The organism is Pseudomonas sp. ok266, assembly GCF_900110195.1.
GTDB classification, from domain to species: Bacteria; Pseudomonadota; Gammaproteobacteria; order Pseudomonadales; family Pseudomonadaceae; genus Aquipseudomonas; species Aquipseudomonas neuropathica.
In genome coordinates, this window is sequence record NZ_FOCU01000001.1 from 226241 (window position 1) to 252107 (window position 25867).

A 25867-nucleotide genomic window follows, 5' to 3' on the forward strand; every position below is an offset into this window, starting at 1 on the left:
TTGTAGGAGTGAGCCTGCTCGCGATAGCGGTTCATCATTCAACATTGGTGTTGGCTGAAAGACAGCTATCGCGAGCAGGCTAGCTCCTACAAGTTATTGCATCACAATAACTGACGAGCGCAGGGGATGCGCCCGTCATTCACCTGTCAGCGTTGCGCTGCAGGCACGCCTTGCGGCTCGGCTTCGGTCTTGCCGGCAGCGGCAGACGGGTTGGTCGGCCAGGCCTGCAGGTCGAGATCCAGATCGGTAAATTTGCTGGAGTCGAACACGGGCTGTTTAACGCCGGCGCGGCGCTGCTCGTCGTAGTCGCGCATTACACGCATGCCGACCTTGAACAGCATGGCCAGGGCCATCAGGTTGACGAAGGCCAGGCAGGTCATGGTGATGTCAGCGAAGGCGAACACGGTCGACAGGTCCTGCATCGAACCCCATACCACCAGCGCCAGCACCAGGCCGCGGAAAATCATCAGCGCGGCGCGGTTGCGGGTGAGGAACTGCAGGCTGTTTTCGCCCAGGTAGTAGTTGTAGAGGATGCAAGTGAAGACGAACAGCGACAGCGCGACGCTGACGAACATGCGACCCCAGTCACCGACCACAGCGGCCAGCGAGTTCTGGGTCAGGACGATGCCGTCACCTTCGAAGCCCGGGGTGTAGAAGCCCGACAGCAGAATCAGCAGCGCGGTGCAGGTGCAAATCACGAAGGTGTCGAGGAACACGCTGAAGGCCTGAACCACGCCCTGGGCGCCCGGGTGCTTCACTGCAGCCACGGCGGCGACGTTCGGCGCACTGCCCAGGCCTGCTTCGTTGGCGAACACGCCACGCTTCACGCCCATGACAATGGCGCTGCCGAGCAGGCCACCAAAGGCCGGGTCGAGGCCGAAGGCGCTCTTGAAGATGGTTTCCAGCATGGCTGGTACGTGTTCGATCTGAGTACCGATCACGTACAGGGTCACGCCGATATAGGCGAGGGTCTTGATCGGTACCAGCAGGTCGGACACCGAGGCGATGCGCTTGATGCCGCCGATGAAGGTGATGGCCAGCAACACTGCCAGGACGATACCGGTGTGTTGTGGGTTGAATTCAAAGGCGTTCTGCAGCGAGTGAGTCACGGTGTAGGACTGCAGGCCAATGAAGGCAAAGCCGTAGGTGACCAGCAGCAGGACCGAGAACACCACCGCCATGCCTTTGAGTTTCAGGCCGTGCTGGATGTAGTAAGCCGGACCGCCACGGTACAGGCCGTCGCCATCGGCACGCTTGTAGACTTGGGCCAGGGTGCATTCGAAGAAGCTGCTGGACATGCCGACCAGTGCGGTCACCCACATCCAGAAGACCGCACCTGGACCACCCAGGGTCACGGCGATGCCGACACCGGCGATGTTGCCTGCACCGACACGGCCGGCAAGGCTGAGCATCAGGGCCTGGAACGAGCTGAGTTGCCCGGCGCTGCCTTTGAGGCTGTCGCGGAACACCGCGAACATGTGGAAGAAGTGCCGCAATTGAACGAAACGCGAGCGAATCGTGAAGTAGCTACCGAGCCCGACAATGAGCACGATCAGTACTTTCCCTGAGAGGAAGTCGTTGATGACTTCGAGCATGGATTTTTCCTCGCTGTTTTTTGTGTGAGCAAATGCTGGATGGTAGAAATATCGTGTTACACCGGTGTGCGCACGGCACGACAGGTGAGGCGATGGTTTCGTCCCGGATCCATTTCGCGGGTTTGTTATTAGTTCGGGTTTCGCATGGGTTGTGGCCTCGTTACCGACGACCGCTCACGCGAAGAGGGGCGGCACTATACCGATCAGTGCGGCGCCCGTCTGCACGGTTGTGGTGCAAGCGACGAAACGAAGCTGTGAAACACCCGGCGTTACCGGCGCCGGGCTTGTGCGGGAACTGCTTTTTTGTGGGAGCGGACTCCCCCATTGTTCAGTCCCCAGACATACGGGTCTCAGGGTCAGAAAGTTAAAAAAAAGGGCTTGGGGACAAATCCCCAAGCCCTCAAAAGGTGAGAGGTGTCTAGTCCCTCGACCTGGTGAGCGGTGCTACAAACTACGCGTCGGCTCAGGCTTTAAGCGGAACCAGACGCGGAGCAATCATGTTTTCCGGGCGCAGAATGTCGGCGAGCATGGCTTCGTCGAGCAGACCTTCTTCGCGCACCAGTTCCAGTACGCCGCGGCCGCTTTCAAGGGCGAGGCCGGCAATACGGGTGGCGTTTTTGTAGCCGATGTACGGGTTCAGTGCGGTGACCAGACCGATCGAGTGCTCGACCAGTTCGCGGCAGCGCGCTTCGTTGGCGGTGATGCCGACGATGCAGTGCTCGCGCAGCATGTCCATGGCGCGTTGCAGCAGGCGGATCGAGTCGAAGATCTTGAAGGCGATCAGTGGCTCCATCACGTTCAACTGCAGTTGGCCGCCTTCGGCTGCCATGGTCAGCGCCAGGTCGTTACCGATGACCTGGAACGCCACCTGATTCACGGCTTCCGGGATTACCGGGTTGACCTTGCCGGGCATGATCGAGCTGCCTGGCTGACGCGCTGGCAGGTTGATTTCGTTGATGCCGGTGCGTGGGCCGCTGGACAGCAGGCGCAGGTCGTTGCAGATCTTCGACAGTTTGACCGCGGTGCGCTTGAGCATGCCGGAGAACAGCACGAAGGCGCCCATGTCGGAAGTCGCTTCGATCAGGTCGGCCGCCGGCACTACCGGTTGACCGCTGATCAGGGCCAGACGCTGTACAGCCAGCGCTTGATAACGCGGGTCGGCGTTGATGCCGGTACCGATCGCGGTGCCGCCCAGGTTCACTTCAGTCAGCAGTTCCGGGGCCAGCGACTTCAGACGCGCCAGGTCTTCGCCCATGGTGGTGGCGAACGCGCGGAATTCCTGGCCGAGGGTCATCGGCACGGCATCTTGCAGCTGGGTACGGCCCATTTTCAGGACGTGATCGAATTCTTTGCCCTTGGCCGCGAACGCCTGAATCAGGCTGTCGAGGCTGGCCAGCAGGGTGTCGTGACCGAGCAGCAGACCTAGGCGGATCGCCGTTGGGTAGGCGTCGTTGGTCGACTGCGCCATGTTGACGTCGTCGTTCGGGTGCAGGTACTGGTACTCGCCTTTCTGGTGACCCATTGCTTCCAGAGCAATGTTGGCGATCACTTCGTTGGCGTTCATGTTGGTGGAAGTACCGGCGCCACCTTGAATCATGTCGACCACGAACTCTTCGTGGAAATCACCGCGGATCAATCGGGCACAGGCTTCGCTGATGGCAGCGTACTTGGCTTCGCTCAGGTGACCCAACTCGCGGTTGGCGTCAGCGGCGGCCTGTTTGACCATCGCCAGGCCGACAACCAGTTTCGGGTAATGCGAAATCGGAACGCCGGAGAGACGGAAGTTGTTCACCGCTCGCAGGGTCTGGATGCCGTAATACGCTTGAGCCGGTACTTCGAGGGCGCCAAGCAGGTCGTTTTCTGTGCGGAAAGATGCAGCGGAGGACATGATAGAAATCATCTCGATATGGACCCGGTCTGTGCCGGAACGCTGCGAATGCTAGGCTTGTGGGAAATTTTGGGCCAATGCTGTTCAGCACTGCCCTATGCACATTCGGCATAATGCCCGTGTGACGCCGCGTGCGCGGCAGACGTGTGACCTGTTTTGGTGCGTGTCCTGGAGGACGTGATGAATCTGGAAAGCAAATGGCTCGAGGACTTCAGTGCTCTGGCCGCCACCCGCAGCTTTTCGCAGGCGGCCGAACGGCGCTTCGTGACCCAGCCGGCGTTCAGCCGACGGATTCGCAGTCTGGAGGCTGCGCTGGGGCTTACTCTGGTCAATCGCTCGCGCACGCCGATCGAACTGACGGCAGCGGGGCAGTTGTTTCTGGTGACCGCGCGCACGGTGGTTGAACAGCTCGGTGAAGTGCTACGCCATCTGCATCATCTGGAAGGCGGGCAGGGCGAAGTGATGCAGGTCGCTGCCGCTCACTCCTTGGCGCTGGGTTTCTTCCCGCGCTGGATCGCGCAGTTGCGTAATGAAGGGTTGAACATCGCCACCCGATTGGTTGCAACCAACGTCGGCGATGCGGTGCATGCGTTGCGCGAAGGTGGCTGTGATTTGATGCTGGCGTTCTACGATCCGGATGCGGCAATGCAGATGGACCCGGAGATTTTCCCTTCATTGCATTTGGGCCAGACGGAAATGCTCCCTGTGTGTGCGGCGGATGCCGAGGGCAAGCCCCTGTTCGATCTCGAAGGTGATGCGAGCGTGCCGTTGCTGGCGTATAGCGCCGGTGCGTTTCTCGGGCGTTCGGTGAATGGTTTGCTGCGTCAGCGTCAGCTGCGTTTCACCACTATTTACGAAACGGCGATGGCTGACAGTCTGAAAAGCATGGCACTGGAAGGCCTGGGTATCGCCTGGGTACCGCAATTGAGCGTGCGTGCTGAGCTGGCTCGTGGCGAGCTGGTGGTCTGCGGCGGCCCGCAATGGCATGTGCCGCTGGAAATTCGCCTCTACCGCTGCGCCTTGGTACGCAAAGCCAACGTACGCCTGCTGTGGCGCAAGCTCGAGGGTGGCGCTGCCCAAGCTTCCTGAGCCTACGCGGCCCCCTTGTAGGAGTGAGCCTGCTCGCGATAGCGTCTGCACATTCAACGATGATGTGACTGATACACCGCCATCGCGAGCAGGCTCACTCCTACAGGGGATTTGCGGTGTTCTGTCGCTGACCTTCAAGTCAATAAAACCGGGCATTTGCGGCAGATGACAGATGGTCGTGCGGGGGGCTGTTTATTGCTTTCTTTGCGGTATACTGCGCGGCCTTCGGCCGGCACGTCCGGCCATTTTTCGTACAATCAAGCCACGCAACCTGCGTGGCTTGTTGTTTTATGACGCGCCTGCGGGCGCTCCAGAGAGAAGAGGCGCGACGATGAGTGCACTGGTTGGCGTGATCATGGGCTCCAAGTCCGATTGGTCCACCCTTAGCCACACCGCCGATATGCTGGAAAAGCTCGGCATCCCGTACGAGGTCAAAGTGGTCTCTGCCCACCGCACCCCGGATCTGCTGTTCCAGTACGCCGAAGAGGCTGAAGGTCGTGGCATCGAGGTGATCATCGCCGGTGCCGGTGGCGCAGCCCACTTGCCAGGCATGTGTGCGGCCAAGACCCACCTGCCGGTGCTGGGTGTGCCGGTGCAGTCGGCCATGCTCTCGGGCGTTGACTCGCTGCTGTCGATCGTGCAGATGCCAGCGGGCGTTCCGGTCGCCACCCTGGCCATCGGCAAGGCCGGCGCGATCAACGCTGCCCTGCTCTCGGCGAGCATCCTCGGCGCCAAGCATCCGCAGTTCCACGCGGTACTGAAAACCTTCCGTGCCGAGCAGACAGACAGCGTCCTGGACAATCCAGACCCACGTATTGCCTGAGGTTGTTGAGATGAAGATCGGTGTAATCGGTGGCGGCCAGTTGGGTCGCATGTTGGCTCTGGCGGGTACGCCGCTGGGCATGAACTTCGCTTTTCTCGACCCTGCGCCGGACGCTTGCGCCGCTGCGCTGGGCGAACACCTGCGGGCCGATTACGGCGATCAGGATCATCTGCGCCAACTCGCCGATGAAGTCGATCTGGTGACCTTCGAGTTCGAAAGCGTCCCGGCCGAAACCGTGGCATTCCTGTCGCAATTCGTCCCGGTCTACCCGAGTGCCGAAGCCCTGCGCATCGCTCGCGACCGCTGGTTCGAAAAGAGCATGTTCAAGGACCTGGGCATCCCGACTCCGGCTTTCGCTGACATTCAGTCGCAAGCCGATCTGGACGCTGCGGTGGCTTCGATCGGTCTGCCGGCCGTGCTGAAAACCCGCACCCTGGGTTATGACGGCAAGGGCCAGAAAGTCCTGCGCAAGCCGGAAGACGTGGTCGGCACTTTCGCCGAGCTGGGCAGCGTTGCCTGCCTGCTGGAAGGCTTTGTGCCGTTCACCGGTGAAGTCTCGCTGATCGCCGTGCGTGCCCGCGATGGTGAAACGAAGTTCTATCCTCTGGTGCACAACACCCACGACAGCGGCATCCTCAAGCTGTCGGTGGCCAGTACCGATCACCCGTTGCAGGCGCTGGCCGAAGACTACTCGAGCCGCGTGCTCAAGCAACTCGACTACGTCGGCGTCATGGCGTTCGAGTTCTTTGAAGTCGACGGTGGCCTCAAGGCCAACGAAATCGCCCCGCGCGTGCACAACTCCGGGCACTGGACCACCGAAGGCGCCGAGTGCAGCCAGTTCGAAAACCATCTGCGCGCCGTTGCCGGCCTGCCGCTGGGCTCGACGGCCAAAGTCGGCGAGAGCGCGATGCTTAACTTCATCGGTGTTGTACCGCCGGTTGAGAAAGTCATCGCTATCGAAGACTGCCATCTGCATCACTACGGCAAGGCCTTCAAGGCCGGGCGCAAGGTCGGTCACGCCAACCTGCGCTGCGCCGACATGGCCACGCTGCAGGCGCAGATCGTCAAGGTCGAAGCGTTGATCGCTGAGTAACGACAGTTTCATGTGCCAGCGGCGGAACCATTCAGGTGCCGCCGTTCTCTGATGGCAGGATGCTAAAGTCTGACTAGGCTTCGCATATCTACTATTCAGAGGGAAATGCCATGGGAATTATCGGAACCATCTTTATCGGCTTGATCGTCGGCCTGCTGGCGCGGTTCCTGAAACCGGGCGATGACAGCATGGGCTGGATCATGACCATCCTGCTCGGTATCGGCGGTTCGCTGGCAGCCACCTACGGCGGCCAGGCCTTGGGCATCTATCAGGCAGGTCAGGGCGCAGGCTTCATCGGCGCACTGGTCGGCGCGATCGTGTTGCTGGTGATCTACGGCCTGATCAAAAAGAACTGATCCAAAGCGACAAAGCCCTCTCTGCCAAAGTGGCCGGGAGGGCTAGAATGCTCGGCGATTTACTGTTCTTTCCCTTCTATACCGAGCACCTTCATGCGCCGTCTTTTGTTGACTCTCCTTTTCCTGGGCAGCGGTTTGGCCCACGCCGGCGAACTGCCGGAAACCGACTGGCTCGAATTGATGCCCAAGTCGGACCAAAAGGCCCTCGAGGCCATGCCTGAAATCGACCACAACTCCCCGGAAGCCACCGGCACCTTCACCGAGAAGGGCGGGATGAAGCAGGCCAAAGGTCTGCCGGCAGTGATGTATTCGACCAAAACCGTGGCGTCGATGAACGACAAGCACATCCGCATCGGTGGTTATCCGGTGCCGCTGGAATCAGACGCCAAGGGTCGCAGCACGCTGTTCTTCCTCGTGCCGTACCCGGGCGCGTGCATCCATGTGCCGCCACCGCCACCAAATCAACTGGTGCTGGTGCGTTATCCGAAAGGCTTGAAGCTGGACGATATCTACACGCCGCTGTGGGTGACCGGCACGCTGAAGGTCGAGAAGGTCAGCAATGATCTGGCCGATGCGGCGTATGCGCTGGAAGCGGACAAGGTGCGGGTGGTGCAGGAATCTGATCTGTAGGACCTATACAAAACAATGGTGGGAGCGAGACTGCTCGCGAAAGCGGTGTGTCAGACATTTGAATGTTGACTGATACAACGCCTTCGCGAGCAAGCTCGCTCCCACATTTCGTATTGCGGCGCGTCTTAAAGCGGTTGGCTGCCGACGCTAACACCCATGGTATGGCTCGCACCCGGTGCCAGCGTAACCACGTCATCCATCACATTCGCCGTCTCGATGCACAGCATGCGCTGCCAGCCATCGTTATCCATGTCGGCCAGCGCGGCGGCACGGTCGATCCACGGGTTCCAGATCACCGCCGTGCGCGAACCGGTAGCCGTCAGCACAATGCGTCGTTCCCACGTTGGATCGACAATGCTCAGCTGTGGCGGAGCATCGAGGTAGATGCGGTCGGCCTCTCCGGCAAAATGCAGATCGCCTTGCTGACTGGTGGTTTTCCAGTCATCCAGCGTCTCGATGTAATTCAAACCATCCACGCCATCAACATGCACATTGCGCACGTCACTGACCGCGAAGTAAGTGTGCAGCGCCTGGCTCAGGCTGACGCTGTCACTGCCACGGTTATGGCTGGTCAGGCTGAAACTCAGTTGCTCGGACAAATGCAGGGTCAGGGTCAGATCGACCTGATGTGGCCAGCCCGGCAAACCACCTTCGGGGTAGGGCAGCTTGAATTCGACCTTGACGCCGTCAGCCTCCGATTCGATGCCGCCCAGCTCCCAATCCATCGCCCGCACCAGACCGTGCGCGGGAGCCGGTTGCTCACCGGTAAACATGGCCTGCACGCTCTGCGGGTTGCGCTCGAACTTGCCGAACCACGGCCAGCACACCGGTACACCGGCGCGGATGCTTTTGCCGGTCTTGAACTCGGCCTTGTCATTGAGCCAGATGATCGGCGGCTGGCCATCGATCTGATAACTGAGGATGTGCGCGCCTTGCTGGGCCACCAGCACTTCGGCCTGACCGTGGCGGATACGCCAGCAGTTCAGTTCATCCAGTTTCACGGCTTCAACGTTGGGCGTGTTCATGGGACAGCTCTCGATCAGTAACAAGGACAACTATCGACCGTAAAACGGCGACGATGTTTAACGCGCGCGTGGTGGAACCGAGCGAGTGCGGCCGCTGCCGTCGATGGCGACGAAGACGAAGACCGCTTCGGTGACTTTACGCCACTCGCTGGACAACGGGTCGTCGCTCCACACTTCGACCATCATTTGGATCGAGCTGCGGCCGATTTCCAGGGTCTGGGTATAAAAGGACAATTGCGCGCCGACAGCCACAGGCACGAGGAACGCCATGCGGTCGATGGCGACGGTGGCGACGCGTCCGCCAGCGACACGGCTGGCCATTGCGGTGCCGGCCAAATCCATCTGTGCCACCAGCCAGCCGCCGAAAATATCGCCAAAGCCGTTGGTTTCGCGTGGGAGTGCGGTGATTTGCAGGGCCAGGTCGCCTTGCGGGATCGGATCTTCTTGTTCGAGCTCTATCATGCCGGGGGTGCCTCTGACCCGTGACTCTTCGTTGGTATTGCTGGTGGTAGCCGTCTTCGGGAAAAACGATTCAGCACCGAACATACTACGTTCGTCACGTTTTCCATCAGGCGCCTAAGGAGAAACTCTGCGAAACCGGCTAATCCCGAGCAAAGGCCGGGCCAACGACGTTTTCGCACAGCAACCCCCTACAAACCGGAGCAGGTTGCGAGTATATCGGTCGGTAGACTCCGCGACGACCATCCGGTTCTCATTTCGACCGTCAAATACGCACCTCTATGTGCTTTTTCGAACAATTTGCTATGGTGCCGAACCTGCCCAAGCCACCGCCAGCGTTGTTGTGGCGGCAGATCCGACTATAAGAGAAGCCCTTGCCATGACCACAGCGCCTTCGAGCCTCGCGCAGCCCGAGCAACCCGCACGACCGTTAACCCGCAATGACTACAAGACTCTGTCGCTGTCCGCCCTCGGTGGCGCGCTGGAGTTCTACGATTTCATCATCTTCGTTTTCTTCGCCACCGTGGTCGGCAAGCTGTTCTTCCCCGCCGACATGCCCGAGTGGCTGCGCCTGATGCAGACCTTCGGCATTTTCGCCGCCGGCTATCTGGCGCGACCGCTGGGCGGCATCGTCATGGCGCACTTCGGCGACCTGCTGGGGCGCAAGAAGATGTTCACCCTGAGCATTTTCATGATGGCCGTGCCGACCCTGATCATGGGTCTGCTGCCAACCTACGCGCAGATCGGCCTGTGGGCGCCGATCCTTCTTCTATTGATGCGGGTCATTCAGGGCGCGGCGATTGGTGGCGAAGTACCGGGCGCGTGGGTCTTCGTTTCCGAACACGTACCGCAAAAGCACATGGGTTACGCCTGCGGCACCCTCACCAGCGGCCTGACCGCCGGCATTTTGCTCGGCTCGCTGGTCGCCACCGCGATCAACAGCATTTATACGCCGGCGGAAGTATCCGATTACGCCTGGCGTATTCCATTCCTGCTGGGCGGTGTGTTCGGCCTGTTCTCGGTTTACTTGCGACGCTGGCTGCACGAAACCCCGGTATTCGCCGAGCTGCAACTGCGTAAAGCCTTGGCTGAAGAAGTGCCTCTGCGCGCAGTGCTGCGTGATCATCGCGGGGCGATTGCGATCTCGATGCTGCTGACCTGGTTGCTGTCGGCCGGGATCGTTGTGGTGATCCTGATGACCCCGACCGTGCTGCAAACGGTCTATCACTTTTCGCCGACCGAGTCGTTGCAATCGAACAGTCTGGCGATTGTGTTCCTGAGCATCGGCTGCATCATTTCCGGCGCACTGGCAGATCGCTTTGGGGCCGGCCGCGTGTTTGTGTTCGGTTGCCTGGGCTTGCTGATCAGCTCGTGGACGTTCTATCACAGCCTCGCCGATCATCCGAACTGGCTGTTTCCGCTGTACGCGCTGACCGGTTTTCTGGTCGGCACGATTGGTGCGGTGCCGTATGTGATGGTTAAAGCATTTCCGCCGGTGGTGCGCTTCAGCGGGTTGTCGTTCTCGTACAACGTGGCTTACGCGATCTTTGGTGGGTTGACGCCGATGGTGGTCAGCCTGCTGCTGAAAGAAAGTGCGATGGGCCCTGCCTACTATGTGGCGGTGCTGTGCGCGATGGGGATTCTGGTCGGGGCGTGGCTGTGGAAGAAGGGGCGCTGATCCGGAATTTCCTTCAGCAGTACCGTCCCTTTCGCGAGCAGGCTCGCTCCCACATTTGGAATGCATTTCAACTGTGGGAGCGAGCCTGCTCGCGAATGGGGGCACCACGAATCATTCAGTAAAACCTCGATGCTGGCCTTTCATCCAATTGTCATATTTCAGCCATAGAGTGTTCACACGGCCTGCTGATACTTGGCCCCGACTTAACACACCCTATCTGCTAGGAGTAAGGCATGAAACTGAAGCGTTTGATGGCGGCAATGACTTTTGTCGCTGCTGGCGTTGCGACTGCCAACGCGTTCGCCGCTGTTGACCCTGCTATCCCGAGCTACACCAAGACCACTGGTGTGTCGGGCAACCTGTCCAGCGTCGGTTCCGATACCCTGGCCAACCTCATGACCCTCTGGGCTGAGAACTACAAAAAAGAATACCCGAACGTAAACATCCAGATTCAGGCCGCTGGCTCCGCCACTGCGCCACCTGCGCTGACTGAAGGCACCTCCAACCTGGGCCCGATGAGCCGCAAGATGAAGGACACAGAACTGGCGGCCTTCGAGCAGAAGTATGGCTACAAGCCAACCGCTATTCCGGTTGCCGTGGATGCCCTGGCAGTGTTCGTGCACAAGGACAACCCGATCCAGCACCTGACCATGGAACAGGTTGACGCGATCTTCTCGTCCACCCGCCTGTGCGGCGCCAAAACCGACGTGAAAACCTGGGGCGACCTGGGCGTGACCGGCGACCTGGCCAACAAGCCAGTGCAACTGTTCGGCCGTAACTCGGTATCCGGCACCTACGGCTACTTCAAAGAAGAAGCCCTGTGCAAAGGCGACTACAAACCAAACGTCAACGAACAACCAGGTTCGGCGTCGGTTGTGCAGTCGATCAGCTCCTCGCTGAACGGCATCGGTTACTCGGGCATCGGCTACAAGACCGCTAGCGTGAAGACCGTTGCTCTGTCGAAGAAGGGCAGCACCGAGTTCATCGAAGACAGCGAAGAAAACGCCCTGAACGGCAAGTACCCGCTGTCGCGTTTCCTCTACGTGTACGTCAACAAAGCCCCGAACAAGCCTTTGGCTCCGCTGGAAGCTGAGTTCGTGAAACTGGTGCTGTCGAAGCAGGGCCAGGAAGTGGTAGTGAAAGACGGCTACATCCCACTGCCAGCCAAGGTTGCTGCAAAAGCACTGGCTGACCTGGGTCTGCAGGAAGGCGGCGCTGAAGTCGCAAAAAAGTAACAAATTGAGTCCAGAGTGAACCCCACCGGACTCATGTAAAAGGCCGGATCTGCGCGCAGACCGGCCTTTTACACACCTCAAATTTTTGATCCCCTGCCAGTCCCGCTGGCGGTGGATTTGCTGCGTCACTGCATTGTCATCTTTCTGTCATACAGGATCGCTAGGGTGAGCGCATGAATGATCTGGCCAATTCCCACATGACTACTAATCCTCCCAAGCGCATTGATTTCAATACGCCTGAGCTGCAACGCAAGCGCCGCATTCGCGCGCTCAAGGATCGCTTCACCCGCTGGTACGTCCTCGTTGGCGGTCTCGCGGTGCTGGCAGCCATCACCCTGATCTTCTTCTTCCTCGCCTACGTGGTGGCGCCGCTGTTCCAGGGTGCCGACCTGACTGCGAAAGACTCGATCACCCCAGCCTGGATGCAGGACGCCGGCAAGCCGCTGATGATTTCGCTCGAAGAGCAGAATCAGGTGGCCATGCGCGTTTCCGACAAGGGCCAGGCATTGTTTTTTGACATCGACAGTGGCGCTGAACTGAAGCGCGTCGATCTGCCAGTGCCAGCCGGCGCAACCGTGACTTCTATTGGTGAAGATCAGCCGGGCCATCCGCTGGTGGCCGTGGGTCTGTCCAACGGTCAGGCGCTGGTGTTCCGTCACACCTATAAAGTCAGCTACCCCGATGGCAAGAAAACCATCAGCCCGGCCATCGAGTATCCGTACGGCGAGACGCCGATCGCGCTGAACGAAGCCGGCGGCGCGCTGGAGCATGTCAGCCTGAACGCCACCGACACGACGTTGATGCTGGTCGGTTCGACCGGTTCGCAACTCAACGTGCTGTCGCTGACCAGCGAAGAAAACATGATGACTGGCGAAGTCACCAACGAGCAGAAGCGTATCGATCTGCCGCAAATGACCGAGCCGGTGAAAAACATCTTCGTCGACCCGCGCCAGCAGTGGCTGTACGTGGTCAACGGTCGCGCTCAGGCCGATGTGTTCAGCCTGCGCGACAAGAGCCTCAACGGTCGCTACAAACTGCTGGAAAACGCTGACGCCGAAGTCACTGCGACCACGCAACTGGTCGGTGGTATCTCGCTGATCGTCGGCGACTCCAAGGGTGGTCTGGCCCAGTGGTTCATGGCCCGTGACACCGATGGTGAGCTGCGCCTGAAGCAGATTCGAACTTTCCAGATGGGCACCACGCCGATCGTTGAAATCACTGCCGAAGAGCGTCGCAAGGGCTTCCTTGCTCTGGATGCTAGCGGCAAGCTTGGCGTGTTCCACAGCACCGCGCATCGCACCTTGCTGGTCGATCAAGTGGTAGAAGGTCAAGGCTTGTTCGGTCTGTCGCCGCGTGCCAACCGCGTGATCGTCGAAGCCGGCGGCAAGCTGCAACCATTACTGCTCGACAACCCGCACCCGGAAGTTTCCTGGAGCGCGCTGTGGAGCAAGGTCTGGTACGAGAACTACGACGAGCCTAAATACGTCTGGCAATCGACCGCGGCCAACACCGATTTCGAACCGAAACTGAGTCTGTCGCCACTGACCTTCGGCACTCTGAAAGCTGCGTTCTACGCCATGCTGCTCGCTGCTCCACTGGCCGTTGCCGCTGCGATCTACACCGCGTACTTCATGGCCCCGGGCATGCGCCGCAAGGTCAAACCGGTGATCGAGCTGATGGAAGCGATGCCGACGGTGATCCTCGGTTTCTTCGCCGGGCTGTTCCTCGCGCCATATGTCGAAGGGCATCTGCCGGGCATCTTCAGCCTGTTGATGTTGCTGCCGATCGGCATTCTGGTCGCCGGTTTCACCTTCAGCCGCCTGCCTGAATCGATCCGCCTGAAAGTCCCGGACGGTTGGGAAAGTGCGCTGCTGATTCCGGTGATCCTGTTTGTGGGTTGGTTGTCGCTGTACATGAGCCCGTTCATGGAGAACTGGTTCTTCGGCGGTGACATGCGCATGTGGATCTCCCACGACCTGGGCATTACCTACGACCAGCGCAACGCTCTGGTGGTCGGTCTGGCCATGGGTTTCGCGGTGATTCCGAACATTTACTCGATCGCTGAAGACGCCGTGTTCAGTGTGCCGCGCGGCCTGACCCTTGGTTCGCTGGCGCTGGGTGCCACGCCGTGGCAGACCATGACCCGCGTGGTGATCCTGACTGCCAGTCCGGGGATCTTCTCGGCGCTGATGATCGGCATGGGCCGTGCGGTCGGCGAAACCATGATCGTGTTGATGGCCACCGGTAACACCCCGGTTATGGAAATGAACCTGTTCGAAGGCCTGCGCACTCTGGCGGCCAACGTCGCGGTGGAAATGCCCGAGTCGGAAGTCGGCGGCAGCCACTACCGCGTGCTGTTCCTCTCGGCGCTGGTGCTGCTGTTGTTCACCTTCGTCATGAACACCCTGGCAGAACTGATTCGTCAGCGTCTGCGCAAGAAATACTCGTCGCTTTAAGCAAAGGTAGAAGTCTGTGAAACAGAACTCCCTGAAAGGATGGTTCAAGAGCGGCGCCCCGGGCGTCTGGATCAGCGGTGGCGCGGTGTCCATCGCGGTCATCATGACCATTGGCCTGCTGGCGGTGATTGCCGTGCGCGGTCTGGGTCACTTTTGGCCGGCGGACCTGGTCCACGCCAATTACGACGTACCGGGTCAGGCCAATCACCTGGTCGTCGGTGAAGTGGTGCAGAAAGAAGAAGTGCCCCGTGCCCGTCTGAAGAGCGCCGGTTTGCCGGTGCCTGATGCAGGTCCGGAATTCATGACCCGTGAGCTGATCAAGGTCGGCAACCGTGACCTGAACGGCAACGACTTTACCTGGATCGTCGGCGAGTGGCTGACCAACCAGACCACGCCGCCGGAGCTGATGGCGATCGAACGTCGCGAGTGGGGCAACTTCTACGGCTACCTGGTCAACGTCAAACAGGACGGCAAAGTCATCGCCGAAGGCGAGGCGGCATGGCCAGAGTTGCAAGCGCGGATCAACCGTGTGAACGGTCTGGCGGCGCAACTGAAGTCGTTGGAAAAGACCGACATCGGTGCAATCAACGCAGGGCTGGAACGCATCCGTCTGCACGGTCGAAAACTGGAACTGGAAGGCAAGCTCGACGCCACCGCGCAGGCGGACATGGAGTCCGAGCGTGCCGAACTGAATGCGCGTTATCAGGACATCGAAGCACGTCTGGCCGATCTGCATGCGCAGTTCAACCGTGATGCCTTGACCGCACGTGACGCCAACGGCAAAGAGATTGAAATCGGCCTGGGCAAAGTGGTTCACGCTTACCAGCCGAACGCGATGAGCACCTTTACCAAGCTCGGTTTCTACTTCAGCAAGATCTGGGAATTCCTTTCGGACGACCCGCGTGAAGCGAACACCGAAGGCGGGATCTTCCCGGCGATCTTCGGCACCGTGATGATGACCCTGATCATGGCGATGATCGTCACCCCGTTTGGTGTGCTGGCGGCGGTGTACCTGCGTGAATACGCCAAGCAGAACACCCTGACGCGGATCATCCGTATCGCGGTGAACAACCTCGCCGGCGTTCCGGCGATCGTTTACGGCGTGTTCGGTCTGGGCTTCTTCGTTTACGTACTCGGTGGTTCGGTCGACCGCTTGTTCTTCCCCGAAGCACTGCCGGCGCCGACCTTCGGTACACCGGGTCTGCTCTGGGCCTCGCTGACCCTGGCGCTGCTGGCGGTGCCGGTGGTGATCGTCGCGACTGAAGAAGGTCTGGCACGTATTCCGCGTACCGTGCGTGAAGGCTCGTTGGCCCTCGGCGCGACCAAGGCTGAAACCTTGTGGAAGATCGTCATCCCGATGGCCAGCCCGGCAATGATGACCGGCATGATCCTCGCCGTGGCCCGCGCCGCCGGTGAAGTGGCGCCGCTGATGCTGGTGGGTGTGGTGAAACTGGCGCCGTCGCTGCCGGTGGACGGCAACTACCCGTACCTGCACCTGGATCAGAAGATCATGCACTTGGGCTTCCACATCTATGACGTCGGCTTCCAGAGCCCGAACGTCGAAGCGGCGCGTCCGCTGGTGTATGCCACGGCGCTGTTGCTGGTACTGGTGATCGCGACGTTGAACCTGTCGGCGGTGTATATCCGCAACCACCTGCGCGAAAAATACAAAGCACTGGATAGCTAAGGACGACGCGAACCCTGTGGGAGCGAGCTTGCTCGCGAAGCTTTTGGCGGCCGTGAGGGCCCCTTCGCGAGCAAGCTCGCTCCCACATTGAATCGCGACCGCCGCAATATTGATGGAAGCTGCACCGAGCAGTGTTCCGAACCGAATTTGTTAGCACAGGGAGCCTCCCATGCAGCACGAAACACATACCCACGGCATCAACATGTCTGCCTTGGGCCGCGACAAGCAGAGCCTGAATCTCGAACAGGAAACCGTGGCCATCGAAGTACCCGGCCTGAGCCTTTACTACGGCGAGAAACAAGCGCTGTTCGACGTCAGCATGAACATCCCGAAACAGCGCGTGACCGCCTTCATCGGCCCGTCCGGCTGCGGTAAATCCACGCTGCTGCGCACCTTCAACCGCATGAACGACCTGGTTGACGGCTGCCGCGTAGAAGGCGCGATCAACCTCTACGGCAATAACATCTATCGCAAGGGCGAAGACGTTGCGGAGCTGCGTCGTCGCGTCGGCATGGTGTTCCAGAAGCCCAACCCGTTCCCGAAGACCATCTACGAAAACGTCGTTTACGGTCTGCGCATCCAGGGCATCAACAAGAAGCGCGTCCTCGACGAAGCGGTCGAGTGGGCGTTGAAAGGCGCGGCACTGTGGGACGAAGTCAAGGATCGTCTGCATGAATCGGCACTCGGCCTGTCCGGTGGTCAGCAACAGCGTCTGGTGATCGCCCGCACCATCGCGGTTGAGCCGGAAGTGCTGCTGCTCGACGAACCGTGCTCGGCCCTCGACCCGATCTCGACGCTGAAAGTCGAAGAGCTGATCTACGAGCTGAAGTCCAAGTTCACTATCGTTATCGTTACGCACAACATGCAACAGGCCGCGCGGGTGTCCGACTACACGGCGTTCATGTACATGGGCAAACTGGTGGAATTTGGCGACACCGATACCCTGTTCACCAATCCGGCGAAGAAGCAGACCGAAGACTACATCACCGGTCGTTATGGCTGACAGTTGCGGGTTATTCACAGAATTGACGCTGCGGCCCACCGCACCTTACCGGACGCTCCAAGGACGCCAACATGATTAGTAAAGAAGGCCTTACCCACCACATCTCCGCGCAGTTCAACGCTGAGCTCGAGGAAGTGCGCAGCCACCTCCTGGCCATGGGCGGGCTGGTCGAGAAGCAGGTCAACGACGCGGTCACCGCACTGATCGAAGCCGACTCCGGTCTCGCTCAGCAAGTGCGCGAGATCGATGACCAGATCAACCAGATGGAACGCAACATCGACGAAGAATGCCTGCGCATTCTCGCCCGCCGTCAACCGGCGGCCTCCGATCTGCGTCTGATCATCAGCATTTCCAAGTCGGTGATCGACCTGGAGCGCATCGGTGACGAAGCGACCAAGATTGCTCGCCGTGCGATTCAGCTGTGCGAAGAAGGCGAAGCGCCGCGCGGTTACGTCGAGGTTCGCCACATAGGCGACCAGGTGCGCAACATGGTTCGCGATGCGCTGGACGCGTTCGCCCGTTTCGACGCCGATCTGGCGTTGTCGGTGGCGCAGTACGACAAGATCATCGACCGCGAATACAAGACCGCCCTGCGTGAGCTGGCGACCTACATGATGGAAGACCCGCGCTCTATCTCGCGGGTCTTGAGCATTATCTGGGTGCTGCGTTCGCTGGAACGCATCGGCGACCACGCACGCAACATCTCCGAATTGGTCATTTACCTAGTGCGCGGCACCGACGTGCGCCACATGGGCCTCAAACGCATGAAAGAAGAAGTTGAAGGCACAAGCGGCGAAACCGCTAATGTTCCGGGCGATGCTGACGATAAGTAAGATTGCCTGAGAAAAGCGCCCGGCCCTTTGGCCGGGCGTTTTTGTTTGTGCTTTTCATGGGCAGATTCGATTAAAAAGCAGCACCCGCGAACGAAAAGTCCCGGCGTGACTGAAGAGTTTTGGCAATGTGCCATCAGCCAGCGTTATGCTTGCCGGGATTTTAATAGGGGTGTTGGATGAGCAAGATCAGTGTGTTGGTCGTGGACGATGCTTCGTTCATTCGTGACCTGGTGAAAAAGTGCCTGCGTAATTACTTCCCGGGGATCCGCACCGAGGACGCCGTCAACGGCAAAAAGGCTCAGGCCATGCTGGCCAGGGAAGCGTTCGACCTGGTTCTGTGCGACTGGGAAATGCCGGAAATGTCCGGTCTCGAGCTGCTGACCTGGTGCCGCGAGCAAGACAACCTCAAGACCATGCCGTTCGTCATGGTCACCAGCCGTGGCGACAAGGAAAACGTCGTGCAGGCGATTCAGGCCGGCGTTTCCGGCTACGTCAGCAAGCCGTTCACCAACGAGCAACTGCTGACCAAGGTCAAACAGGCGCTGAACAAGGTCGGCAAGCTCGACACCCTGATGAACAGCGCGCCGACCAAGATGAACTCGGCGTTCGGCAACGATTCCCTGAGCGCCTTGACTGGCGGCAAGCCTGCCGTGGTCGGTGGTGCTCCGGCTGCGGCGGCGGTCAATCCGTTCGCCAAACCTGCCGTCGCTGCACCAGCGCCCGCTGCTGCTCCATCGCGCGGTCTGCTCAACAGCCCACCGGTTCAGGCTCCCGCCACGTCGAAAGCGCCGGTCGGTGGTCGCGGTCAGGGCCAATTGCGCCTGCCAAGCGGCACCCAGCAATGCGTGATCAAGGCCCTGAGCATCAAGGAAGCGTTGCTGGTGGTGAAACGCACCGAGACCCTGCCGCAGATCCTCGACAGCGCCGTACTCGACCTGGAGCAGGGCGACAACGCCGAAATCGCCCGTCTCAATGGTTACCTGCACGCCATCGTTGCGCATGAGCAGAAACCCGACAGCGACTGGCTGCAACTGACCTTCCGTTTCGTCGACCAGGACGCGCAGAAACTCGACTACATCTCCCGCCTGATCGCCCGCGGTACGGCGCAGAAGCACTTCGTTCCGGGCGCGTGATCTTCGTCGCTTGACACATCGCCTTCGCGAGCAGGCTCGCTCCCACCCTGGAATGCATTCCAAATGTGGGAGCGAGCCTGCTCGCGAAGGGGCCATCCCTTACGACTTACATTTTCTAGGCTGCCTAATTTGAAACATCTGTCGACTAGCCTGGTCTGCTTCACCTGCTAGGCTCATTCCCAGGCCTCACTTCGACAGACTTTTGCCCATGCTCGCGCGCCTGCTGTTTTTCTATGGTCTTTTCATGGCATCCACTTCGGCTGTGGCCATGACCATCTACAAATCCACTGATGCCAACGGCGTGGTGTCGTACAGCGACCGGCCGAGCAAAGGCTCGCAGGTGTTCGTGTTTCAGGACCGCATGGTCGAGCGCCTGGAACGGCAGGTTTACCTCGATATCAAGAAGCAGAAGGGCACAGACGTGGTCTTCGTGCGCAACGATTTGTATGCGCCGGTCAAAATTGCCTTGGCATTCACCGGGCTGAGCAATGTCCGCGGTGCGCCGGCGCAAACCATCCACCGGGTTTTGCCGGCGCGCAGCAACACGCGGTTGGCGTTGCTGACGGCGATATCCGGCAAGCAGCCGCTGGTGTATACGCCGCAGTTCTACTATTCCCTCGGTGACCCCACTGGTATCGCGCAGGGCTATCGCTATCCGCTGCCGTGGCGTGGCGGGCCGTTTCGTCTGAGTCAGGGCGCCAACGGTCAGTACAGTCACTATGGGCCGAAGAATCGCTATGCGATGGACATCGCCATGCCGGTAGGCACGCCGATCATTGCCGCGCGGGCCGGGGTGGTGGTGAAGACCGAGAATTCCCAGAGCGGGCGCGGTTCGGATGCGTCCGGCAATTTCGTGCGGGTACTGCATGACGACGGCACCATGGGCGTGTACCTGCACCTCAAGCAAGGTTCGGTGAGCGTGCGCGAAGGGCAACGGGTGGCGGTGGGCAGTCCGCTGGCCCTGTCGGGCAATACCGGCAACAGCAGCGGCCCGCACCTGCACTTTGTGGTGCAGCGCAATACCGGCGAGGGGCTGGTGTCGATTCCGTATCAGTTCATCCAGCCGCTGGGGGCGTTGCCCAACTTTGCGTTGGGCAAGCAATAAAGCAAAAAAGATCGCAGGCAACGCGGTTTCCCGCATTGCACTCAATCCAGCATCAACACCTTCGCCAGCACAATCTTTGGCCCTTTCATCTTCTTGATGATGATCCGCAGGCCTTCGACTTCCAGCACTTCTTCCTCTTCCGGCACCCGTTTCAGGGTTTCGTAGACCAGCCCGGCGAGGGTTTCCGCTTCGATGTGGTCGAGGTCGATGCCCAGCAGGCGTTCCACCTTGAACAGTGGCGTGTCGCCACGCACCAAGAGCTTGCCCGGCTGATAGGCGAGGATCCCGCGCTCAGCCTTGCGGTGTTCGTCCTGAATGTCGCCGACCAGCACTTCCAGCACGTCTTCCATGGTCAGGTAGCCGATGATGTTGCCGTCAGCCTCCTCGACCACGGCGAAGTGCGAGCCGCCCTTGCGGAACTGCTCCAGCAACTGCGACAGCGGCATGTGCCGCGACACGCGCTCGAGGGGACGGGTCAGCTCAGCCAGGTTGAACGACTCGGGAATGTGGTCCAGCGCCGCCAGTTCCAGCAGCAGATCCTTGATGTGCAGCAGGCCGACGAACTCCTGGCGCTCGCTGTCGTACACCGGATAACGGCTGAACTTGTGGCGACGGAACATCGCGAGGATTTCTTTCAGCGGCGCGTTGAATTCGAGGGTGATCAGGTCTTCGCGGGAGTTGGCCCAGTCGACCACTTCCAGCTCGCCCATTTCCACCGCCGAGGCCAGAACGCGCATGCCCTGATCGCTCGGATCCTGGCCACGGCTGGAGTGCAGGATCAGTTTCAGTTCTTCGCGGCTGTAATGGTGTTCATGGTGCGGACCGGGTTCGCCTTGCCCTGCGATACGCAGAATCGCGTTGGCGCTGGCGTTGAGCAGGTAAATCGCCGGGTACATCGCCCAGTAGAACAGGTACAGCGGCACCGCCGTCCATAGCGACAGCAGCTCGGGTTTGCGGATCGCCCAGGATTTCGGGGCCAGCTCACCAACCACGATGTGCAAGTACGAAATGATGAAGAACGCGGTGAAGAACGACACACCTTTGACGATCTCCGGCGACTGCACGCCGACCGCGCTCAGCAGCGGTTCGAGGATGTGTGCGAACGCCGGCTCACCGACCCAGCCAAGGCCAAGGGAGGCGAGCGTGATACCGAGCTGACAGGCCGAGAGGTATGCATCGAGCTGACTGTGCACGGTGCGCAGGATGTGCCCGCGCCAGCCGTTCTGATCAGCGATGGCCTCGACCCGGGTCGAGCGCAGTTTGACCATGGCAAATTCCGCCGCAACGAAAAAGCCGTTGAGCAAAACCAGGATCAGAGCAAAAAGGATCATGCCGAAATCGGCGAAAATTGTAGCGAGGGACAAGCCAGGGGAAGGGTCCATGATGGAGTTTTGCGGGTTCCGTGTGATTCAAGAGAGAGAAAAATCGCGCCTGAAAGGCAGGCACAAGTCAGCCAATGTAGCGGCTGACATGGCGATTGCCTAGTGGCGAGTGCCGGTCGGTCTTACTCGGCGGCGCTGATGGCCCGCGCCTGAGCCACCTGAGCTGGGGCGAAATGGCAGGTGAACGTGCTGCCGTGACCGGGCACGCTGCTGATTTCCATGCGTGCGCGGTGGCGCAGCAACACGTGTTTGACGATGGCCAGACCCAGCCCGGTGCCGCCGGTGTTGGAGTTGCGGCTGGAGTCGACGCGGTAGAAACGCTCGGTCAGGCGCGGCAGGTGTTTGCTGTCGATGCCGATGCCGGAATCCTGCACGCTCAGGTGTGCGCCTTGATCGTCACCCCACCAGCGAATGCGGATGTTGCCCTCGGCCGGGGTGTACTTCACCGCGTTGAACACCAGATTGGAAAACGCACTGCGCAACTCCGCCTCGCTGCCCTTGAGCAACAGGCCGGCATCGGCTTCGAGGCTGATGCGCTGGTTCTTCGCGCCCGACAATTGCTGGGCATCGCTCTTGATCGATTGCAGCAGGGTGTCGATCTGCACCGGATGATTGTCCGACGGGTAATCGGTGGCTTCGAGTTTCGCCAGCAACAACAAATCGTTGAGCAGCGTCTGCATGCGCCCGCCCTGTTGTTGCATCTGCTGCAGCGCGCGACTCCAGCGCGGATTCACTTCCTCGACGTTGTCGAGCAGGGTTTCCAGGTAGCCGCAGATCACTGTCAGCGGCGTGCGCAACTCGTGGGAGACGTTGGCAATGAAATCTTTGCGCATCTGTTCCAACTGATGGATGCGCGTGACGTCGCGCACCAGCATCAAGTGTTCGTTGTTGCCGTAGCGGGTCAGGTACAGCTGAATGCGCACGCGATCGTTGGTCGGCGAGGGGATTTCCAGCGGCTCGGCGTAGCTCTCCTGCTCGAAGTACTCCTTGAAACGCGGATGGCGCACCAGGTTGGTCACCGGTTGGCCGCTGTCCTGGGGGGTCTTGAGGCCAAGCAAGGTTTCGGCGGCGCGGTTCCACCATTCCAGATTGCCGTCGCTGTCGAGCATGATCACCGCGTCTTTCAGCGCGGCGGTGGATTCCTGCACCCGGTCGATCACCGCTTGCAGACGCCCGCGCACGCGTTGGTCGCGGCGTTGCAGGTGGTAGATGCTGTCGAACACCTCGCCCCACAGGCCGTAGCCGTCGGGCGGTGCTTCGTCGGGTTGGTGCTGGCGCAGCCACTCGTGCAGACGCAGCAATTGCTTGAGTGTCCAGGCCAGATAAATCCCCAGGCCCGCCGCAAGGCTCCAGCCGTAATAGCCGGTGATCAGGCCGATCACCAGACACGCTGTGACTAGCAACAGCATGTGGCGGATCAGGGTGCCATGCCAGTTTTGATTCACGGAAAATACGGTCCTTGTCAGCGAGTCTGGCGGTCGGATCAGGCCTTGGTGGAAAACCGGTAGCCGGTGCCGCGCACGGTTTGTACCAGATTTTCGTAGGCGTCGCCGAGGGCCTTGCGCAAGCGCCGGATGTGCACGTCGACGGTGCGCTCTTCAACATAGACGTTGCCGCCCCAGACCTGATCCAGCAACTGGCCACGGGTGTAGGCGCGTTCCTGGTGGGTCATGAAGAATTGCAGCAGACGGTATTCGGTCGGGCCCATCTCGGCCGGTTTGCCGTCGATGGTCACGCGGTGGCTGATCGGATCGAGCAGCAGGCCGCCGACTTCGATCGGCGCTTCGCCGTCGGTCGGGCCGGCGCGGCGCAGCACGGCTTTGAGGCGGGCGACCAGTTCGCGCGGGGAAAACGGTTTGGTGATGTAGTCGTCGGCGCCGACTTCCAGACCCTGGATCTTGTTGTCCTCTTCGCCCTTGGCGGTGAGCATGATGATCGGGATGTCCCCGGTCAGCTCGTCACGCTTCAGACGACGGGCCAGTTCGATGCCGGAGGTGCCGGGCAGCATCCAGTCGAGCAGGATCAGGTCCGGCTTGCGGTCGACGATGATGGCGTGGGCCTGCTGCGAGTTCTCGGCCTCGAGGCAGTCATAGCCGGCCATTTCCAACGCAACGGCGATCATTTCGCGAATGGGCGCTTCGTCGTCGACGATCAGAATGCTCCTGCCAACCATGCCTTAATCCTCTTGTCATTTAACTGTCTTGCGCCGCATTAGATAACGGAATTATTGCAGTCGTGTGACAGTATTTTAGTCCGGCGGCGATTGTGCAAATCCTCAACTAAGCTCTAAGTCCGAATCCTGACAACCACAAAAGAAGGTTTCCATGACTCAAATGACTGTTTCTTTCAAAGCCCTGCTGATGGCTGCTGCCCTGACGCTGCCTGGATTTGCCATGGCCGCCGAGCCGGCCATGATGAAGGACGGCATGATGGTCGATCACAAAGGCATGACCGTTTATACGTTCGACAAGGACGATGGCGGTAAATCGATGTGCAACGGCGATTGCGCGAAGAACTGGCCGCCGATGATGGCGCCGGCGGGGGCCAAGGCTGAAGGCAAATTCACCCCCATCAAGCGTGATGACGGCATGATGCAATGGGCATATGACGGCAAGCCGCTTTACACCTTCAAAATGGATGAAAAACCAGGCGACATGAAGGGGGAAGGGTTCAAGGACATGTGGCACATGCCGAAACACTGAGTCCTGCAGCAACTGCGTCCCTGTGGGAGCGAGCTTGCTCGCGAAGGCGTCGTCTCAGTCAGCCTATGTGGCAACTGACCCAACGCTTTCGCGAGCAAGCTCGCTGCCACAGGTTTGAATCTTCAGCGCAACGCGTAATCCAGCACGATCCCGACGAAAATCGCCAACCCGGCCCAGTGGTTGTGCAAAAACGCTTTGAAGCAGCGCATCCGGTCGCGATCCCGCGTGTACCAGAATTCCCACGCATAACACCCGGCAGCCACCAGCAGGCCAAGATGGAACCAGATGCCCAGCTCAAACTTGGATCCCGCCAGCATCAGGCAACCCAGCGACAATGCCTGCAAACTCAGGATGATCACCCGGTCCGCCTCGCCAAACAGAATTGCCGTGGATTTCACGCCAATCTTCAAATCGTCATCGCGATCGGTCATTGCGTAATAGGTGTCGTAACCCACCGTCCACAGCAGGTTGGCGATCCACAGCAGCCACGCTGCCGCCGGCAGTTCACCGGTCTCGGCCGTGAACGCCATCGGCATGCCCCACGAAAACGCCGCGCCCAGCACCACTTGCGGGTAATAGGTGTAGCGCTTCATGAACGGATATGTGAACGCCAACGCCAGGCCACCGAGCGACAGCCAGATCGTCGGCGCATTGGTGCACAGCACCAGCAGAAAACTCACGCCCATCAACAGCGCAAAGAACACCAACGCTTCTTTCGAACTGATCTTGCCGCTGGCCAGCGGTCGCTGCGCGGTGCGTTTGACGTGGCCGTCGACCTTGCGGTCGGCCCAGTCGTTGATCACGCAACCGCCGGCGCGGGTCAGTACCACGCCGAGGACGAAAATCACCACGTTGGCCAGCGACGGCGAGCCTTTGCCGGCAATCCACAGGGCCCAAAGGGTTGGCCACAGCAGCAGATAAATGCCGATCGGCTTGTCCATCCGGGTCAACTGAATGAAGTCCCACGCGCGCGGGTTCAAGCGGTTCAGCGACTTGAGCAGGCTCTGATACATCAGCAGTTCTCCGGATGGGCGCGAGCGGTGCGCCACAGGCTCGGCAGGAAGATTTCCGCGACCAGTACGCTCAATGCGCCACGGTCGAAACGTGAACGCCGACCCCACAACTCAGGCGCCTTCACGTCTGGCGGCAACCATTGTTCAGGGTAGTGGCAAACTTCGAGGGCGCGACGCTGGAACGCCTGATCGCAAAACAGCAATTCGCCCAGCGAACGGCTACCCAGTTCATCCATGTGCAAGCCGTCGCCTTGCAAGGCGGCGCGCGAAGCGACGCTGCGGGCAAACACCCAAGCCTCGCCGTGACCGCGCAAATACACCTCGCGCACCCAGCCTTCGCTGCCTTCGGCCAACTCCAGCGCCGCGCATTCGTCGGTGCGCAGAGTGTCCCAGCCTTCGAACAACGGCGTGACGCTGAAGCCATCATTGGACAGCCGGGTCAGTCGGCGGGTGAGGGAGCCTTCGTCGAACAGCCAGTCGAGGGTCACCGAATCGGGGAGGGGCGTCAGTCGGCTTTGGGTCAGCCAGAGCGGGGCCGGGCAGGCATTTGAATGTTGCACAATGAGTCATTATTGGCCGCAAATGAGGCGGCGAGCTTACCATGGCGAGCTGCGAGATTGATTGATCCGGGTCGCCGTTGCGCCGAACAGGCTTGCATCTGCCCGGCTCCATCAGTACAAAA

23 protein-coding genes are annotated in these 25867 nt (G+C 60.1%); 14 read left to right on the forward strand and 9 right to left on the reverse strand.

Annotated features, from left to right (window positions below; all coding sequences use genetic code 11):
- Window positions 1-146 precede the first annotated feature (146 nt).
- Entirely contained in the window at window positions 147-1595 is a 1449-nt protein-coding gene (locus BMY54_RS01070; protein WP_093429619.1) for an alanine/glycine:cation symporter family protein, read from the reverse strand.
- 463 nt (window positions 1596-2058) lie between these two features.
- The gene (locus tag BMY54_RS01075) at window positions 2059-3483 is read right to left on the reverse strand and encodes an aspartate ammonia-lyase (protein WP_093429620.1); all 1425 of its coding nucleotides are present in this window, start codon (window positions 3481-3483) and stop codon (window positions 2059-2061) included.
- Between the two features lie 180 nt (window positions 3484-3663).
- On the opposite strand from BMY54_RS01075, the gene BMY54_RS01080 reads away from it, so the two are divergent.
- From BMY54_RS01080 to BMY54_RS01100, 5 genes are all read left to right on the forward strand, one after another.
- Window positions 3664-4572 (forward strand): LysR substrate-binding domain-containing protein, encoded by a 909-nt coding sequence (locus BMY54_RS01080; protein ID WP_093429621.1) that lies wholly within the window; start codon window positions 3664-3666, stop codon window positions 4570-4572.
- A gap of 331 nt (window positions 4573-4903) precedes the next feature.
- Complete coding sequence (gene purE / locus BMY54_RS01085; protein ID WP_085579114.1) at window positions 4904-5395, forward strand: 5-(carboxyamino)imidazole ribonucleotide mutase; 492 nt, start codon at window positions 4904-4906, stop codon at window positions 5393-5395.
- A gap of 10 nt (window positions 5396-5405) precedes the next feature.
- Window positions 5406-6488: a 5-(carboxyamino)imidazole ribonucleotide synthase gene (locus BMY54_RS01090; RefSeq protein ID WP_047596872.1), complete on the forward strand. Its 1083-nt coding sequence runs from the start codon at window positions 5406-5408 to the stop codon at window positions 6486-6488.
- A 110-nt stretch (window positions 6489-6598) separates the two neighbouring features.
- A complete protein-coding gene (locus BMY54_RS01095) occupies window positions 6599-6844 on the forward strand; it encodes a GlsB/YeaQ/YmgE family stress response membrane protein (RefSeq protein WP_003229635.1) in 246 nt (81 codons plus the stop codon).
- Window positions 6845-6937: 93 nt separating this feature from the next.
- Window positions 6938-7474, forward strand: a complete 537-nt coding sequence (locus tag BMY54_RS01100) for a DUF3299 domain-containing protein (protein WP_007920225.1) — start codon at window positions 6938-6940, stop codon at window positions 7472-7474.
- A gap of 125 nt (window positions 7475-7599) precedes the next feature.
- Here the strand turns inward: BMY54_RS01100 and BMY54_RS01105 are convergent, their stop codons facing one another.
- Both BMY54_RS01105 and BMY54_RS01110 read right to left on the reverse strand, forming a co-directional pair.
- Window positions 7600-8499, reverse strand: a complete 900-nt coding sequence (locus tag BMY54_RS01105) for a D-hexose-6-phosphate mutarotase (protein ID WP_093429622.1) — start codon at window positions 8497-8499, stop codon at window positions 7600-7602.
- Window positions 8500-8556: 57 nt separating this feature from the next.
- Window positions 8557-8961 carry an acyl-CoA thioesterase gene (locus tag BMY54_RS01110; protein WP_003229628.1) on the reverse strand — a complete coding sequence of 135 codons (405 nt, stop codon included), beginning with the start codon at window positions 8959-8961 and terminating at the stop codon, window positions 8557-8559.
- 376 nt (window positions 8962-9337) lie between these two features.
- On the opposite strand from BMY54_RS01110, the gene BMY54_RS01115 reads away from it, so the two are divergent.
- From BMY54_RS01115 to BMY54_RS01150, 8 genes are all read left to right on the forward strand, one after another.
- Complete coding sequence (locus tag BMY54_RS01115; protein ID WP_093429623.1) at window positions 9338-10636, forward strand: MFS transporter; 1299 nt, start codon at window positions 9338-9340, stop codon at window positions 10634-10636.
- Between the two features lie 233 nt (window positions 10637-10869).
- Window positions 10870-11871, forward strand: coding sequence for a phosphate ABC transporter substrate-binding protein PstS (locus BMY54_RS01120; protein ID WP_054048327.1), 1002 nt, complete (start codon window positions 10870-10872; stop codon window positions 11869-11871).
- A gap of 422 nt (window positions 11872-12293) precedes the next feature.
- Window positions 12294-14327, forward strand: coding sequence for an ABC transporter permease subunit (locus tag BMY54_RS01125; RefSeq protein WP_175559543.1), 2034 nt, complete (start codon window positions 12294-12296; stop codon window positions 14325-14327).
- Between the two features lie 16 nt (window positions 14328-14343).
- On the forward strand, window positions 14344-16014 hold the full coding sequence (gene pstA, locus BMY54_RS01130) for a phosphate ABC transporter permease PstA (RefSeq protein WP_093429625.1): 1671 nt from the start codon (window positions 14344-14346) through the stop codon (window positions 16012-16014).
- Window positions 16015-16183: 169 nt separating this feature from the next.
- Window positions 16184-17017: a phosphate ABC transporter ATP-binding protein PstB gene (gene pstB, locus BMY54_RS01135; RefSeq protein WP_093429626.1), complete on the forward strand. Its 834-nt coding sequence runs from the start codon at window positions 16184-16186 to the stop codon at window positions 17015-17017.
- A gap of 71 nt (window positions 17018-17088) precedes the next feature.
- Window positions 17089-17850: a phosphate signaling complex protein PhoU gene (gene phoU, locus BMY54_RS01140; RefSeq protein WP_007954334.1), complete on the forward strand. Its 762-nt coding sequence runs from the start codon at window positions 17089-17091 to the stop codon at window positions 17848-17850.
- Window positions 17851-18026: 176 nt separating this feature from the next.
- A complete protein-coding gene (locus tag BMY54_RS01145) occupies window positions 18027-18983 on the forward strand; it encodes a response regulator (RefSeq protein ID WP_093429627.1) in 957 nt (318 codons plus the stop codon).
- A 208-nt stretch (window positions 18984-19191) separates the two neighbouring features.
- Window positions 19192-20088, forward strand: coding sequence for a peptidoglycan DD-metalloendopeptidase family protein (locus BMY54_RS01150; RefSeq protein WP_093429628.1), 897 nt, complete (start codon window positions 19192-19194; stop codon window positions 20086-20088).
- A 41-nt stretch (window positions 20089-20129) separates the two neighbouring features.
- Here BMY54_RS01150 and BMY54_RS01155 read toward each other — a convergent pair whose 3' ends face one another.
- From BMY54_RS01155 to phoB, 3 genes are all read right to left on the reverse strand, one after another.
- On the reverse strand, window positions 20130-21470 hold the full coding sequence (locus BMY54_RS01155) for a hemolysin family protein (protein WP_007920256.1): 1341 nt from the start codon (window positions 21468-21470) through the stop codon (window positions 20130-20132).
- 122 nt (window positions 21471-21592) lie between these two features.
- Window positions 21593-22879: a phosphate regulon sensor histidine kinase PhoR gene (gene phoR, locus BMY54_RS01160; protein WP_256573782.1), complete on the reverse strand. Its 1287-nt coding sequence runs from the start codon at window positions 22877-22879 to the stop codon at window positions 21593-21595.
- Window positions 22880-22953: 74 nt separating this feature from the next.
- On the reverse strand, window positions 22954-23643 hold the full coding sequence (phoB, locus tag BMY54_RS01165) for a phosphate regulon transcriptional regulator PhoB (protein ID WP_007896474.1): 690 nt from the start codon (window positions 23641-23643) through the stop codon (window positions 22954-22956).
- 151 nt (window positions 23644-23794) lie between these two features.
- On the opposite strand from phoB, the gene BMY54_RS01170 reads away from it, so the two are divergent.
- Window positions 23795-24172: a COG4315 family predicted lipoprotein gene (locus BMY54_RS01170; RefSeq protein WP_093429630.1), complete on the forward strand. Its 378-nt coding sequence runs from the start codon at window positions 23795-23797 to the stop codon at window positions 24170-24172.
- Window positions 24173-24294: 122 nt separating this feature from the next.
- Here BMY54_RS01170 and ubiA read toward each other — a convergent pair whose 3' ends face one another.
- Together ubiA and BMY54_RS01180 are read right to left on the reverse strand one after the other, a co-directional pair.
- Window positions 24295-25185, reverse strand: coding sequence for a 4-hydroxybenzoate octaprenyltransferase (gene ubiA, locus BMY54_RS01175; RefSeq protein WP_093429631.1), 891 nt, complete (start codon window positions 25183-25185; stop codon window positions 24295-24297).
- Window positions 25185-25745, reverse strand: coding sequence for a chorismate--pyruvate lyase family protein (locus BMY54_RS01180; RefSeq protein WP_093429632.1), 561 nt, complete (start codon window positions 25743-25745; stop codon window positions 25185-25187). The genes ubiA and BMY54_RS01180 overlap by 1 nt, the downstream gene beginning before the upstream one ends.
- Window positions 25746-25867: the final 122 nt, after the last annotated feature.

Excerpts from the sequence above, each read along its gene's own strand:
- BMY54_RS01070 (WP_093429619.1), bottom strand. The coding sequence starts at position 1,595 with ATGCTCGAAGTCATCAACGACTTCCTCTCAGGGAAAGTACTGATCGTG.
- BMY54_RS01075 (WP_093429620.1), bottom strand. The coding sequence starts at position 3,483 with ATGTCCTCCGCTGCATCTTTCCGCACAGAAAACGACCTGCTTGGCGCC.
- BMY54_RS01080 (WP_093429621.1), top strand. The coding sequence starts at position 3,664 with ATGAATCTGGAAAGCAAATGGCTCGAGGACTTCAGTGCTCTGGCCGCC.
- purE (WP_085579114.1), top strand. The coding sequence starts at position 4,904 with ATGAGTGCACTGGTTGGCGTGATCATGGGCTCCAAGTCCGATTGGTCC.
- BMY54_RS01090 (WP_047596872.1), top strand. The coding sequence starts at position 5,406 with ATGAAGATCGGTGTAATCGGTGGCGGCCAGTTGGGTCGCATGTTGGCT.
- BMY54_RS01095 (WP_003229635.1), top strand. The coding sequence starts at position 6,599 with ATGGGAATTATCGGAACCATCTTTATCGGCTTGATCGTCGGCCTGCTG.
- BMY54_RS01100 (WP_007920225.1), top strand. The coding sequence starts at position 6,938 with ATGCGCCGTCTTTTGTTGACTCTCCTTTTCCTGGGCAGCGGTTTGGCC.
- BMY54_RS01105 (WP_093429622.1), bottom strand. The coding sequence starts at position 8,499 with ATGAACACGCCCAACGTTGAAGCCGTGAAACTGGATGAACTGAACTGC.
- BMY54_RS01110 (WP_003229628.1), bottom strand. The coding sequence starts at position 8,961 with ATGATAGAGCTCGAACAAGAAGATCCGATCCCGCAAGGCGACCTGGCC.
- BMY54_RS01115 (WP_093429623.1), top strand. The coding sequence starts at position 9,338 with ATGACCACAGCGCCTTCGAGCCTCGCGCAGCCCGAGCAACCCGCACGA.
- BMY54_RS01120 (WP_054048327.1), top strand. The coding sequence starts at position 10,870 with ATGAAACTGAAGCGTTTGATGGCGGCAATGACTTTTGTCGCTGCTGGC.
- BMY54_RS01125 (WP_175559543.1), top strand. The coding sequence starts at position 12,294 with ATGCAGGACGCCGGCAAGCCGCTGATGATTTCGCTCGAAGAGCAGAAT.
- pstB (WP_093429626.1), top strand. The coding sequence starts at position 16,184 with ATGCAGCACGAAACACATACCCACGGCATCAACATGTCTGCCTTGGGC.
- phoU (WP_007954334.1), top strand. The coding sequence starts at position 17,089 with ATGATTAGTAAAGAAGGCCTTACCCACCACATCTCCGCGCAGTTCAAC.
- BMY54_RS01145 (WP_093429627.1), top strand. The coding sequence starts at position 18,027 with ATGAGCAAGATCAGTGTGTTGGTCGTGGACGATGCTTCGTTCATTCGT.
- BMY54_RS01150 (WP_093429628.1), top strand. The coding sequence starts at position 19,192 with ATGCTCGCGCGCCTGCTGTTTTTCTATGGTCTTTTCATGGCATCCACT.
- BMY54_RS01155 (WP_007920256.1), bottom strand. The coding sequence starts at position 21,470 with ATGGACCCTTCCCCTGGCTTGTCCCTCGCTACAATTTTCGCCGATTTC.
- phoR (WP_256573782.1), bottom strand. The coding sequence starts at position 22,879 with ATGCTGTTGCTAGTCACAGCGTGTCTGGTGATCGGCCTGATCACCGGC.
- phoB (WP_007896474.1), bottom strand. The coding sequence starts at position 23,643 with ATGGTTGGCAGGAGCATTCTGATCGTCGACGACGAAGCGCCCATTCGC.
- BMY54_RS01170 (WP_093429630.1), top strand. The coding sequence starts at position 23,795 with ATGACTCAAATGACTGTTTCTTTCAAAGCCCTGCTGATGGCTGCTGCC.
- ubiA (WP_093429631.1), bottom strand. The coding sequence starts at position 25,185 with ATGTATCAGAGCCTGCTCAAGTCGCTGAACCGCTTGAACCCGCGCGCG.